The sequence below is a fragment of the Flavobacterium amniphilum genome (assembly GCF_023634845.1).
Classification (GTDB): domain Bacteria; phylum Bacteroidota; class Bacteroidia; order Flavobacteriales; family Flavobacteriaceae; genus Flavobacterium; species Flavobacterium amniphilum.
The window spans coordinates 40,288-53,757 of the sequence record NZ_JAMLJL010000017.1 but is presented as its reverse complement, the minus strand read 5'-3'; the positions used below and the strand labels follow the sequence as shown (position 1 = coordinate 53,757).

The window sequence follows — 13,470 nt, the reverse complement described above, 5'->3', positions numbered from 1 at the left end:
TTTAATATAATTATAAATTGATAAATAATTCTTCTTTTGATTTACGTACTTTTTTAACGTGCTGGTTAGCATCTTCTTCATGACGGTAACCTATGGTAGCCACTAATGAAGCATTTAAATTTAATTCATTTAAGTTTAAGATATCGTTATATTTTTCAGGTTCAAAACCTTCCATCGGTGTGGCATCGATTTTTAATTCGGCAGCTGCATTAATAAGGTTGCCAAGTGCCAAATACGTTTGTTTTGATGTCCAGATTGCTTGTTCTTCAGGTGTTAATCCCAAAATTTTAGACTTCATGAAATCTCCGTAACCCTGAATGGCTTCTGTTGGAACTTCTCTTGTTTTGCTGATTCTTTCAACATAAGTATCGATTACTTTTTCATCTAATTTTGTGTAATTGGCAAACACAACTAATTGAGATGCATCAGTAATTTGGGATTGTCCCCAAGATACAGGTTTCAATTGCTCACGGATAGCGGGATCTTCAATAATGAATACTTTATAAGGTTGTAACCCATAAGAAGATGTACTTAAACGGATTGCTTCTTTTAATGTTTCTAAATCTTCTGCAGTGATTTTTTTACTTGCATCAAATTTTTTAGTGGCATAACGCCAGTTTTGGTTTTCAATAAATTTGCTCATTTTTTTAACTTCTGTATTTTTCTAATAGTTCATTTAATTGATGTAGTTCTGGTTCCGTAAGTTTTGCGGCAAATAAATTTTCATGTTCAATTACGATTGGATCGAGCTCAGCCAATACAGCAAGACCTTTATCGGTAATTGTTATTTCCATTTTTCTCCGGTTATCAGGACATACTTTTCGTATAACAAGTTCCTTGTTTAATAATTTGTCAACTAATCGGGTAGTGTTACTCGTCTTGGCAAGCATGCGTTCCTGTATGCAGGCCATATTAGCCGGTTTTCCTTTTTGGCCTCTCAGAATACGCAATACATTATACTGTTCTCCTGATAAGTCATAAGGCTTCAGAATCTCCAAAAAACAATCCCCAACCACATTACGGGTGTAAGAAAGATTCAGCAATACTTTTTTTGCTAATGACAATTCCACTGTACTTTTTATTTCCTCTTCAATTTTCATTCCATTATGAAATTTGTATGTACAAATGTATGAAGTTTTTTTATTTGTATATACAAGTGTTTATTAAATTTTTGTTAATGTTTCTTTTGAGGTTTTAAGAATGGTTATTTTTAGGTAATTAATTTACAACACAATGAAAAATATAGTTTTGTTATTATTGTTGGCAACTGTTAATGTTTTCGGACAGTCGAAACCAATACCACCAATTATAGTACCCATTAAATCCTATAGTGCAGATGGAGTAGAAGTGAAGTCGTATGACTTTAATACATTAGAAGGATTTCTGCACAAAGATGACGGATTGACTTATGTAATTAATTTCTGGGCGACCTGGTGCTTGCCTTGTGTGAAAGAATTGCCTCATTTTGAAGAATTGAATAAAAATTATAAGGACAAAGGTGTAAAAGTGATTTTGGTGAGTCTGGATATGCCGAAGAAAGTCGAATCAAACCTTATCCCATTTATTATTAAGAAGAAATTACAATCACAAGTAATTCATCTTGATGATCCGGATGCTAACTCATGGATTGAAAAAGTATCCAAAAATTGGTCGGGATCCATACCGGCAACTGTAATCTATAATGGAAAGGAAAGTAAGTTTTATGAGCAGTCATTCACTTATGAACAATTGGAATCAGAATTAAAATCAATCTTAAAATAAACAACTATGAAAACAGTAAAATTTTTGGCATTGGCCATTTTATTCGCAGGATTAAGTGCTTTTACGCTGAATAAATTAAATGCCGGCTACCAGGTTGGTGACCTTGCAACCGATTTCAGCCTGAAAAACGTTAACGATAAAAATGTATCGCTTAAAGATTATAAAGACGCCAAAGGTTTTATCGTGGTATTTACCTGCAACCATTGCCCGTTTGCAGTGGCATACGAAGACCGAATCATTGCTTTGGATAAAAAATATAAAGCATTAGGATATCCTGTTATTGCTATTAATCCAAATAATCCGGCAGTTCAACCAAAAGACAGTTTCGATTTGATGAAAGAACGTGCCAAGGAAAAAGGATTCACATTCCCTTATTTATTTGATGAAGGCCAAAAAATCTATCCGCAATACGGAGCTACAAAAACTCCTCATGTTTATTTACTCCAAAAAACAAAAGGCGGAAATGTTGTAAAGTATATAGGTGCTATTGATGATAATTATAACGATGCATCTGCCGTAAAAGTGAAATATGTTGAAAACGCAGTAAATTCTTTATTGGAAGGTAAGGAAATAGAAGTAAAAACCACTAAAGCTATTGGATGTTCGATAAAAGCATAGTACTTTTGAATGATAAATAATTAAAAAGCTATGAATTTAACACAAGAAGATTGGTGGACAAAACTTCAGGAAGACGATAATGCAGTCGTTCTTGATGTTAGGACCGAAGACGAATGTCTTGACGGAGTAATCCCGGGAGCTATCAATATTGATATTTATAAAGGACAGGGATTTATTTACCAGGTTGAAGAACTGGATAAGTCAAAAAACTATTATGTATACTGTAAAGCGGGAGGCCGAAGTGCTCAAGCTTGCAACATCATGAATCAGTTGGGTTTTGAAACAGCTTATAATTTAATGGGCGGTTTCTCTGAATGGGACGGACCCGTTAGCGAACTGAAAAAAAATTAACAATGAAAAAGCCTTGATAATTCAAGGCTTTTTTATTTATCCGACTTTCAATGAGGTCATGGTCAGCGACCCGGCAACTGCTTTATCATTGAAAAGTGTAATGGCTTCTTTTTCTTCTTTGATTCCTAAAATATACAATAACGGAAGGTAATGTTCCGGTGTTGGAATGGCCATTTCAAAGGCTTTTCCCTGTTTTCCGTAGTGAATTAGTTCCTGATGGTTGTTGGTAAGTATGAATTGCTTCATTTTTGTACTGGCTTCCAGTGCCCAATCATAACTGTAATCATCGGCATTCAGTTTATCCCAGGCCATCATCCGTAAATTATGTACCATATTGCCACTGCCTATGATTAAAATGCCTCTGTTTCGCAATGCATCTAAATCTTTGGCCAACTCATAATGCTCTTTCGGGGTTTTGTAATAATCCAGACTCAATTGAATGACGGGAATATCAGCATTGGGGTATAAGTGTTTAATCACACTCCATGCTCCATGGTCCAAGCCCCATTTGTCATCTAATTCAACAGGGGTTTTGGTTATGAGTTTCTGGGTTTCTTTTGCCAGTTCGGGACTTCCGGGGGCCGGATATTGAACATCAAACAAAGCTTTCGGGAATCCTCCGAAATCATGTATCGTTGGAGGATTTTGCATGGCGGTTACCATTGTCCCTTTGGTTTCCCAATGTGCCGAAATACACAAGATGGCATTGGGTTTCGGAATTGCTGTGGCAACATTCCGGAATCCTTGTACAAATTCATTTTCTTCAATGGCATTCATAGGACTCCCATGTCCTAAAAATAACATCGGCATTTTAGTACCGCCTTGATTCTGAAAGCCTTCAGTCATTTTATTCAAATCCCGTAAATTCATGGTGTATCCTATTAATGGAAAAAAGGTTAGTATTTTTAAGAAATCCTTGCGGTTCATTGTATTATGATAATTCCGATTTGATCCGGGTGATAATTGCTGCTAATTGCGCCTTCTTTTCTTCCTGTAGAATACCTTTTTCAGTATCAAAATTCTGATGAAAATTAGGTAGGGAAAAGCTATCTAAAATTGTAGCACCATGTCTCGGAAAGCGTTCAACTGCAGTTTTTAACGAACTTTCGGCACCGCGTCCTCCGGGTGAAGTTGACAACAATAACAGCTTTTTATTTTCAAACATATTCAGTTTCACCCTCGACGTCCAGTCAAATAAGTTTTTGAAGGCAGCCGTATAGCTTCCGTTGTGCTCTGCCATCGAAATAATTATCAAATCTGCACTGTCCAATTTCTGGATAAAATGCTGGATAATTTCCGGATGACCGCTTTCACTTTCAAGATCTACAGTAAAGACGGGCAGATCATAATGATTCAAATCCAAAACTTCCACTTCGTGATTTCCAAATTGATGTGCTGTGTAAGTTGCTAATTTTTTGTTGATGGATTGTTTGCTGTACGAGGCTCCAAAGGCGATTATCTTCATAAAAATATTTTTTAATAAAGTTAATTAAAAAGCAGAGTATATTTCCTTGGTACCAATTATTATTTAGGTGGTACTGGTCCTTATTCAGGTGGTACTGATGATTTTTTAAGTGGTACCAAAGACTTTTTGGGTGGTACAGATAGTTTTTTAACTGGTACCAAAGACTTTTTGGATGGTACAGATAGTTTTTTAAGTGGTACAGATAGCTTTTTAAGTGGTACTAAGAGTTTTTAAGTGGTACTAAGAGTTTTTAAGTGGTACCGAAGACTTTTTAGATGGTACTGATAGTTTTTAAGTGGTACTAAGAGTTTTTAAGTGGTACTGAGAGTTTTTAAGTGGTACTAAGAGTTTTTAAGTGGTACTGATAGTTTTTAAGTGGTACCGAAGACTTTTTAGATGGTACTGATAGTTTTTAAGTGGTACTAAGAGTTTTTAAGTGGTACTAAGAGTTTTTAAGTGGTACCGAAGACTTTTTAGATGGTACTGAACACTTTTTAACGATTACTAAGGACTTAAAACTTGGCCTGAGGATTTCATAGTGGTACCGAAGACTTTCTAACTTGAACTAAATACTCTTCAAAGGGTCACTAATTACTAATCACTCTTCATAAAGTACTAAGAGCTAATCCCTAAAGAAACAACTTCGAAAAAACACCACTGTTACCATTGAATACATCATAATCATTGGTAAAAGATCCTAAAGAATAGCTGGCAGTTTTCTGCCAGATCGTCCATGATTTTTCTTTCCAGACAGTTGGAACGGAAGGCGCTGTCCCCTGATTGTAATCGGCTATCCAAAGCGGATAATTTGCAAACACCGGATCAGTAATTTCAGAATTGCCGATGTTATTATCTGTGTATAAAATTGGTGTACGCCCTGTTTTTTGTTGCAAAATGGATAAAAACGTAAGCAAATTTTGCTGTATCGTCGATTTGTTGCATCCCTGATCGATACTGTTTTCTTCAAAATCGACAATAGGCGGGAAGTCGGTTGATTCTAAAGTGCCTAATGTTGATAAAAAGAAATTGGCTTGTTGTGTGGGATCATCAGCACAATGGTAAAAATGATAAGCTCCTCTTACAAATCCTTGCTGCTTGATCATCTTCCAGTTATTGGCAAAATCAGGATCGGTATACGTAACACCTTCGGTTGCCTTACAGATGACAAACTTTAATTGATTGCTACTACTGTTTAAATAATCAATTTCATTGCCTTGAAAGTGCGAAACGTCAATACCAGCAATGATTTCGTTATTGTTTGTTGTTTCAGATGAATTGATAGTAGTGCTCATATTTATACAGTTAGTTAAGTCAAAGATATAAAAAGAGCTTTTTTCTTACAATTTATTTTTTAAGCAAAAAAAAGAGAAGCTTTCGCCTCTCTTACTATTATGCTGTTTTCTGTACCACTTCAAAAATTGCTCCGTCTTCGCATTTAAGTGTTTTCGACGGATACTTCATCAATAAGGCATAATCGTGAGTTGCCATGATTACTGTTTTTCCGTTTTGGTTTACTTTGCGTAAAACCTCCATAACTTCAACACTCGTCTGTGGATCAAGGTTTCCGGTTGGCTCATCAGCAAGGATCAGTTCCGGATCATTCAGTAGGGCACGTGCAATTGCTACACGCTGTTGCTCACCACCTGATAATTGGTGCGGCATTTTATTAGCTTTACCGGCCATGCCAACTTTCTCCAATACTTCATCGATTTTAGCTTGCATTTCAAACTCATCTTCCCAACCTGTTGCTTTTAAAACAAAATGCATGTTGGCGTTTACGGTTCTGTCCGGTAATAATTTGAAATCCTGGAATACAATACCAATTTTTCTTCTCAAAAACGGGATGTCATTGTCAATTAAACCATTCAAGTCGTAATCTACGATTGTTCCTTCTCCTCGTGTTAAAGGTAAATCGGCATATAATGTTTTCATGAAACTACTTTTTCCTGAACCTGTTTTTCCAATGATGTAAAGAAACTCACCGTGGTTTACTTTTAGGTTTACGTCATCTAAAACTGGATTATTTTCTTGATATATAGTAACGTTCTGTAACGATAAAATGGTTTGTGACATAAGTTTCGTGATTTATTTCGTAAAAGTAAGAAGTTAACGTTCTATTGCAAAATAAATTTTGGGATTGTGGAAAAATAAAGATAATAAACCTATTTTTTAGCCGTTAAACCCAATAAGAATGTTCTATATTTGAATACAAAATCAAACTTATGAAGAAATTATCAATAACAGTTATCTTCACTCTTATACTGAACAGTGCATCTTTGCTGGCTCAACAATCTGAAATCTACACAAACAACGCAGTTGAATACAACAGGGGAATCACTTTGTATAAGAATAAACAATACCAATCGGCGCAAATCGTTTTTGACAAGATCAAACAAAGCGGAAATACTGATCTGGAATCCGATTGTGCTTATTACAGCGCAAACTGTGCCATGCAGTTAGATCAGGCGAATGCCGATGAAAAGATTGAGGCTTTCATTAAAAATTATCCGACAAGTACAAAACAAAATCTGGCGCATGTTGATGCGGCAACTTATTATTTTGAGAAGGGAAATTATACCAAGTCGCTTGAAATGTTCGATCAGGTTGATGAATCGAGTCTGACCAATGAAGAACTAGACCGTTATAATTTCTACAAAGCATACAGTTTTTTCAATTCAGGAAAGAAGAAGGAAGCACGTCAGTACTTCAATAAGGTTGAGAACTCTCCCGAATATGGATCACAAGCTAAATATTACTTAGGATTTTTAGCGTATGAAGGTGATAATTATGAAGAAGCCAATCAATATTTTGAATCGGTTTCGGGCGAAGAAAAGTACAAAGAGAAACTGTCATATTTCCAGGCCGATATGAATTTCAAATCCGGTAAATTCGAAAAAGCGATCCAATTGGGACAGGCGGCAATGCCAAAATCGTCACCTGCCGAAAAATCGGAACTGAATAAAATCATCGGGGAAAGTTATTTCAACCTGAAGCAATATGATAAAGCGATTCCGTATCTAAAAGAATACAAAGGAAAAAAAGGGAAGTGGAATAATACCGATTATTATCAATTGGGATATGCTTATTACAAGCAAAATGATTTCGAAAATGCTATTGCCCAATTCAATAAGATCATCGGAGGTAATGATGGTGTGGCACAAAATGCCTATTATCATTTAGGGGAAAGTTATCTGAAAACCGATAAAAAGCAACAAGCTTTGAATGCGTTTAAAAATGCTTCGGAAATGATTTTTGACTTAAAAATCCAGGAAGATGCTTATCTGAATTATGCCCGCTTGAGTTACGATATCGGAAATTCTTACCAAAGTGTTCCTGAAGTACTGAACGGTTTCATGACCAAATACCCGAACAATCCGAACAAACCGGAAATTGAAAACCTATTGGTCAACTCATATATAACTTCTAAAAATTACAAAGAAGCATTGGTTTTATTGGAGAAGAATAAAGCTTTAGGTGCAAAAGGTGCTTATCAGAAAGTGGCTTTCTACAGAGGTTTGGAGTTGTTTACCGATGGTGATTACAAAGAAGCTTTGGCCATTTTCAAAAAATCGATTGCTGAACAAAAAGATGCTAAATTTTCAGCAAGAGCAACCTTCTGGAAAGCTGAAACCGAATATGTTTTGGATGATTTTCAAAATGCATTGCTGACGTTCAAACAGTTTATGGGTTATGCGGAAGCAAAAGATACACCTGAATATAAAAATGCCAATTATAACATTGCCTATGCACATTTCAAATTGAAGGAGTATGAGTCGGCGTCCGGTTATTTTGCAAAATATACTGAAACATCAAGAGATGATAAAACCCGCTTGGTAGATGCTTATCTCCGTTTAGCCGATTGCCGTTTTGTAACTTCAAAATATACTTCTGCAATCGAGGCGTATGATAAAGTGATTGCTTTGAAAGGTGTGGATGTCGATTATGCGGCGTTCCAAAAAGCAATTTCTTATGGTTTTGCCGGAAAAAACGAGAAGAAAATCAGTGAATTCAACAGTTTTATTAAAAACTTCCCGGATTCACAATACCGTGATGATGCCATGTTCGAATTGGCAAACACTTATACGACTATTAATGAAACAACTTCGGCGATTAAAACGTATGACCAGTTGATTTCAGAATACAGAAAAAGCAGCTACACGGCTAAAGCAATTTTGCGTCAGGGATTGATTTATTATAACGGAAACAAAGATGATTTGGCCTTGGGCAAATTCAAAAAAGTAGCTTCAGAATTCCCTAAAACAGAAGAAGCGCTTGAAGCAGTTAAAACGGCCCGTTTGATTTATGTTGACAGTGGAAGGGTCGAAGAGTATGCAGCGTGGGTAAAAACATTGGATTATGTTGAAGTTTCTGATGCCGAATTGGATAATGATTCATGGGAAGCTGCCGAAAAACAATATGCCCAGGGAAATACCCAACAGGCAATTGAAAGTTTATCAAGCTACGTAAAAAACTTCCCTAACGGATTGCATTCACTGAAAGCGAATTTCTATCTGGCCGAATCATTATATAAAACCGGTGCAACTGAAAGAGCCGTAACCAATTACGAAACCATAATTGCTAAATCACGTAATGAATATACAGAACAGTCGTTAAGCCGTTTGGCAGAACTATTTGTGAAAAAAGCGGATTATACCAAAGCAATTCCGGTATTATTACGATTGGAGTCAGAAGCCGATTATCCTCAAAATAAAACGTATGCTCAGGCAAATCTAATGAAAGGCTATTATGATACTAAAGATTATGCGAAAGCGGTTGTGTATGCTGAAAAAGTTCTGACTAACCCGAAATCAGATAATAAAATCAAGAGTGACGGGCAGATTATTATTGCAAGATCGGCAATTCAGGTAGGTGATGAAGTCAAAGCCAAAGATGCTTATGCCAAACTGCAAAAAATAGCCAAAGGTGAATTAGCGGCTGAAGCTTTGTTCTACGATGCTTATTTCAAACACAAAGAAGGGAAATTCGATGCTTCAAATACCGTGGTACAAAAATTAGCCAAAGAATATTCAGGATATAAATATTTCGGTGCAAAAGGACTAGTGGTTATGGCTAAAAATTTCTACGGCTTGAAAGACAGTTTCCAAGCGACTTATATTTTAGAAAGTGTCATCAAAAACTTCCCGGATTTTGAAGATGTCATTGCAGAAGCACAAACAGAATTGGCAAAAATAAGAGCAGAAGAAGCGAAAACTAATTCATCGGTTGGAAAATAAACAGACTCCAAGTCTCATTTATAAAGATATAGTATGAACAGAATCAAGATATATACATCGTTTATAGTAATATTGGCAGCTTTCCAGACGGTCAGCGCCCAAAAGAAAGACGAAAACATCGGAACGGAAGTCGTAAATGTGGTGAAGCCTTATACACCAACGATTTCAGATGCCTACAAAGTAAAAGAGGTTCCGGTTATTGAAGATCAGGAAACCACTAAAAAAGAAGAAGTCAAGTACCAGATTTTTTCATTTCCGGTGGCTTCAACATTTGTTCCTGCAAAAGGAAAAGCTGCTGCTGTTGACAAAGCGAAACAGGAAAAGTTATATCCGAATTATGCCACTTTAGGCTTCGGGAATTACAAAACCATTTTAGGCGAATTGTTCATTTCACATGAAATCGATAAATTCCAATATGCAGGCGGTATGTTCCGTCACCAGTCATCGCAGGGCGGAATTGACGGTGTGAAGTTAGACGATGCATTTGGTGAAACTTCAATAAATGCAATGTATGGCTATAACCGCAATGAAACCAGCTTTAAAGTGGATTTGGGTTATAAATATGAAGGCTATAATTGGTATGGCGCTCCGTTGGAAAATCCTAATTTTGATGAAGCGAATCTTAATGTTATTGATCCAGGCCATACTTACAACACATTGACAATTGGTTCCGAATTAGCTGTTACCAAAAGTTTTTTCGATAAAGTAAACCTAAATTTTATTGGATTCAGCGATAATTACGGCTCAAGGGAAAACCGTTTTATTATCAAGCCGGCTTTCAACTTCGATTTCAATGATACAGCAGTGAAATTGAAATTCGGACTGGACTACTTGAATTCAAGTTTTGAAACCATTTATAATTTAGAAACGCCGGCGCCTGATGTTGCAACGAATATCGAAAAATCAAACCTGATATTTTCTGCAAATCCAAGCTTTACCATTTTAAAAGACGATTTATCTATTGAATTAGGTGCCGAAGTGACTTATTTTTCAAGAATGAAAGATATTTATAATGGAGTTGAAACCGATTTAAACAATGAATTTTATATTTTCCCGAAAATCAAGGCATCTTATAATTTAGTAAAAGATATTATGGTGTTTTTTGCCGGTGCGGAAGGTGGATTGAGACAAAATTCATATGAAAGTTTTGCTGGGCAGAATAAGTTTTTATCACCAACATTATTGTTGGAACCCACAAACAACCAATTCAATATCTATGCCGGATTGAAAGGTAAATTGGCTAATACGGTTGCATATAACCTGAAAGCAGGATATGATTCTACAGAAAATATGCCTTTATTCAAATCGAATCCTTACTTGTCTGATCCAACAGATAATTACAGCTATGGTAATTCATTTTCAGTGGTGTATGATAATGTGAAAACAATATCATTTGGCGGTGAGTTAAAAGCAGACGTAAATAAAAATGTGACAATAGGGATAAATGCTCAAGTATATAGTTACGATACCAAGGATCAGGAAGAAGCTTGGAATATGCCTACGGTAAAAGCCGGTTTTACAACTGATTTCAATATCGGTAAAAAATGGTATGCCGGTTCTCAGTTGTTTTATGTAGGGGAACGTTTTGATGCTTTTACAAATTATCAGTCATTCCCAAATCCGGATTCGAAACAAAAGCTGGAAAGTTATTTTGATATTAATGCACATGTGGGATACAAGCATAATGAACGTTTAACTGTTTTCCTGAAAGGAAATAATCTGGCTAACCAAAACTATCAAAAATGGCTGAATTATCCGGTACAGGGTGCCCAGGCGATTCTCGGGGCCAGTTATAAATTTGATTTTTAATTTTAGATGTTAGACTTCTTGGATTTTTGAATAAATTTGAAAACTCAGGAAGTCTAATTTCTTTTATACGTTAATGTCTTTAAAACAAACTATCTACAAGCAGTATTTGCAAATCATTCAGGATAAAATTGATGTTTTTCAGGATATGATTTCGGGCCTTACCGAAGATTCATTAAATGATGCCAAAGGCTCGGCCGGTGATAAGCACGAAACAGCATTGTCCATGATGCATCTGGAACAGGAAAAACTGACCAATAAGCTTAAAGAGGCTATTGAACATAAAGCAATTCTGGAAAAAATTGATACGGCAACATCTTATAAAAAAGCAGCTATGGGAAGCTTGGTTAAAACCAATAACCTTACTGTTTTTATTGCTGCAGCTTTGCCAAAAATCACCATTGACGGGCAAAATATATTCGGAATTTCTCCTCAATCTCCTTTGGGATCTGAATTAATAGGAAAAGAAGCCGGACATTCCTTTCAATTAAATTCTGTACAATACCAAATACTTTCTATCGAATAAATGAAAAAAATACTATTTATAAGCTTTTTTTTAGCTTCTCAAGCTATTTTTGCGCAAAAACAGAACGCCGATTTATTAATTACAAATGCGACTATTTATACGGTTAATCCAAAGTTTGATCAAGCCGAAGCCATGGCGGTCAAATCAGGAAAGATTATTGCAGTAGGGAAAACAGCTGATTTAATAAAAAAGTATAAAGCCGTAAAAACGATTAATGCCGAGGGTAAATTTGTATATCCGGGGTTTTATGACGCCCATGCCCATTTTTACAGTTTCGGGATGAACCTGCAAACCGTGAATTTGAGAGGAACTCAGAGTTTTCAGGAAGTTTTGGATAAAGTAACGGCTTTCCAGAAAGAGAAAAATGTCAATTTTATTATCGGACGTGGTTGGGATCAAAATGACTGGAAGGTAAAAGAATTTCCAAGCAAAAAGGAATTGGACGCACTTTTTCCTAATACACCTGTTGCCTTAACACGTATTGACGGACATGCAATGCTTGCCAATAGTAAAGCATTGGAGTTGGCCGGCATCAGAAAAACAACAAAAATTGAAGGCGGACAAATCGAAATCAAGGATGGTGAACTTACCGGGATTTTGATAGATAATCCAATGGAAAAAGTTTACGCTGTTGTGCCTAAACCAAAGAAAGAAACCCAAATCCAGGCATTAAAAGACGCGCAAAAGGTTATGTTTGATCATGGTCTGACAACTATCAATGAAGCCGGACTGGAAAAAGAAATCATTGATTTGATTGATACGCTGCAGCAAAAAAACGAATTGGATATCAATATTTATGCAATGGTAAAAGCCACTCAGGATAATGTTGATTTGTATACACAATTAGGCGTTTACAAAACTGATAAACTGAATGTAAGATCATTCAAATTTATGGGAGACGGTGCGTTGGGTTCCCGTGGTGCGTGTTTGCATAATGAATATTCAGACATGCCGAAACATTTCGGTGCGTTGTTGTCACCGATAGCTGATATAAAAAAAATGGCAAAGCAAATTGCTGATTCTGATTATCAGATGAATTCACATGCGATTGGCGATTCAACCAATGCAGTTTTACTGAATATTTATAAAGAGGTTTTGAAAGATAAATCGGACCGTCGTTGGAAAATTGAGCATGCCCAAATCATGCTGGAGAAAGATTTTGATGCGTTCAGTCTGAATATTATACCTTCGGTTCAGCCAACACATGCTACTTCAGATATGTATTGGGCTGAGAAAAGATTGGGAAGTAGCCGTATTAAAAATTCGTATGCTTATAAAAAGATGTTGGATAAAGCCGGAATCATTGCTTTGGGTACCGATTTCCCAATTGAAGAAGTGAATCCGATGTATACTTTTTATGCGGCTGTAGCCAGAAAGGATTTGAAAAATTACCCTGAAGGTGGTTTTCAGCCTGAAAATGCCTTAACACGTGAAGAAACGTTAAAAGGAATGACTATCTGGGCTGCCTATTCCAATTTTGAAGAAAATGAAAAAGGAAGTCTTGAAGTTGGAAAATGGGCCGATTTTACCATTTTTGACAATGATTTATTGACGGAAGATATCGATGCAATTCCTTTTGTGAAGCCGGTTAATACTTTTATCAAAGGAAAGCAGGTGAAATAATTTAAAGTTGTTGAATCATCTATTAAAAGCCAGTCAGTTTAAAGTAAATGACTGGCTTTTTTTATTTCAAATTACAGTTTTTAACT

At 36.0% G+C, this 13,470-nt stretch carries 13 protein-coding genes; 7 read left to right on the top strand and 6 right to left on the bottom strand.

Annotation, left to right across the window (positions count from 1 at the left end; all coding sequences use genetic code 11):
- Positions 1-10: 10 nt before the first annotated feature.
- Positions 11-643 (bottom strand): NAD(P)H-dependent oxidoreductase, encoded by a 633-nt coding sequence (locus tag NAT51_RS16300; RefSeq protein ID WP_250600561.1) that lies wholly within the window; start codon positions 641-643, stop codon positions 11-13.
- Positions 644-647: 4 nt separating this feature from the next.
- Positions 648-1,100 carry a MarR family winged helix-turn-helix transcriptional regulator gene (locus NAT51_RS16295; RefSeq protein ID WP_250600559.1) on the bottom strand — a complete coding sequence of 151 codons (453 nt, stop codon included), beginning with the start codon at positions 1,098-1,100 and terminating at the stop codon, positions 648-650.
- A 133-nt stretch (positions 1,101-1,233) separates the two neighbouring features.
- Between NAT51_RS16295 and NAT51_RS16290 the strand changes: the two genes are divergently transcribed.
- The 3 genes from NAT51_RS16290 to NAT51_RS16280 are packed head-to-tail and all read left to right on the top strand — an operon-like array spanning position 1,234 to position 2,730.
- Entirely contained in the window at positions 1,234-1,761 is a 528-nt protein-coding gene (locus tag NAT51_RS16290; protein ID WP_250600557.1) for a TlpA family protein disulfide reductase, read from the top strand.
- A gap of 6 nt (positions 1,762-1,767) precedes the next feature.
- Positions 1,768-2,379 carry a thioredoxin family protein gene (locus tag NAT51_RS16285; RefSeq protein WP_250600555.1) on the top strand — a complete coding sequence of 204 codons (612 nt, stop codon included), beginning with the start codon at positions 1,768-1,770 and terminating at the stop codon, positions 2,377-2,379.
- A 30-nt stretch (positions 2,380-2,409) separates the two neighbouring features.
- On the top strand, positions 2,410-2,730 hold the full coding sequence (locus tag NAT51_RS16280; protein ID WP_250600553.1) for a rhodanese-like domain-containing protein: 321 nt from the start codon (positions 2,410-2,412) through the stop codon (positions 2,728-2,730).
- A 36-nt stretch (positions 2,731-2,766) separates the two neighbouring features.
- Here NAT51_RS16280 and ygiD read toward each other — a convergent pair whose 3' ends face one another.
- From ygiD to NAT51_RS16260, 4 genes are all read right to left on the bottom strand, one after another.
- The gene (gene ygiD / locus NAT51_RS16275) at positions 2,767-3,600 is read right to left on the bottom strand and encodes a 4,5-DOPA-extradiol-dioxygenase (RefSeq protein ID WP_250600551.1); all 834 of its coding nucleotides are present in this window, start codon (positions 3,598-3,600) and stop codon (positions 2,767-2,769) included.
- Between the two features lie 61 nt (positions 3,601-3,661).
- Positions 3,662-4,195 carry an NADPH-dependent FMN reductase gene (locus tag NAT51_RS16270; protein ID WP_250600549.1) on the bottom strand — a complete coding sequence of 178 codons (534 nt, stop codon included), beginning with the start codon at positions 4,193-4,195 and terminating at the stop codon, positions 3,662-3,664.
- A 629-nt stretch (positions 4,196-4,824) separates the two neighbouring features.
- Positions 4,825-5,487 carry a GH25 family lysozyme gene (locus NAT51_RS16265; protein ID WP_250600547.1) on the bottom strand — a complete coding sequence of 221 codons (663 nt, stop codon included), beginning with the start codon at positions 5,485-5,487 and terminating at the stop codon, positions 4,825-4,827.
- A gap of 97 nt (positions 5,488-5,584) precedes the next feature.
- Positions 5,585-6,268, bottom strand: a complete 684-nt coding sequence (locus NAT51_RS16260; RefSeq protein ID WP_250600545.1) for a cell division ATP-binding protein FtsE — start codon at positions 6,266-6,268, stop codon at positions 5,585-5,587.
- A gap of 149 nt (positions 6,269-6,417) precedes the next feature.
- Between NAT51_RS16260 and NAT51_RS16255 the strand changes: the two genes are divergently transcribed.
- The 4 genes from NAT51_RS16255 (at position 6,418) to NAT51_RS16240 (ending at position 13,384) form a co-directional block, all read left to right on the top strand.
- The gene (locus tag NAT51_RS16255; protein ID WP_250600543.1) at positions 6,418-9,429 is read left to right on the top strand and encodes a tetratricopeptide repeat protein; all 3,012 of its coding nucleotides are present in this window, start codon (positions 6,418-6,420) and stop codon (positions 9,427-9,429) included.
- Between the two features lie 33 nt (positions 9,430-9,462).
- On the top strand, positions 9,463-11,238 hold the full coding sequence (locus NAT51_RS16250) for a TonB-dependent receptor domain-containing protein (protein WP_250600541.1): 1,776 nt from the start codon (positions 9,463-9,465) through the stop codon (positions 11,236-11,238).
- A gap of 73 nt (positions 11,239-11,311) precedes the next feature.
- Positions 11,312-11,761 carry a GreA/GreB family elongation factor gene (locus NAT51_RS16245; protein ID WP_250600539.1) on the top strand — a complete coding sequence of 150 codons (450 nt, stop codon included), beginning with the start codon at positions 11,312-11,314 and terminating at the stop codon, positions 11,759-11,761.
- Complete coding sequence (locus tag NAT51_RS16240) at positions 11,762-13,384, top strand: amidohydrolase (protein ID WP_250600536.1); 1,623 nt, start codon at positions 11,762-11,764, stop codon at positions 13,382-13,384.
- Positions 13,385-13,470 lie beyond the last annotated feature (86 nt).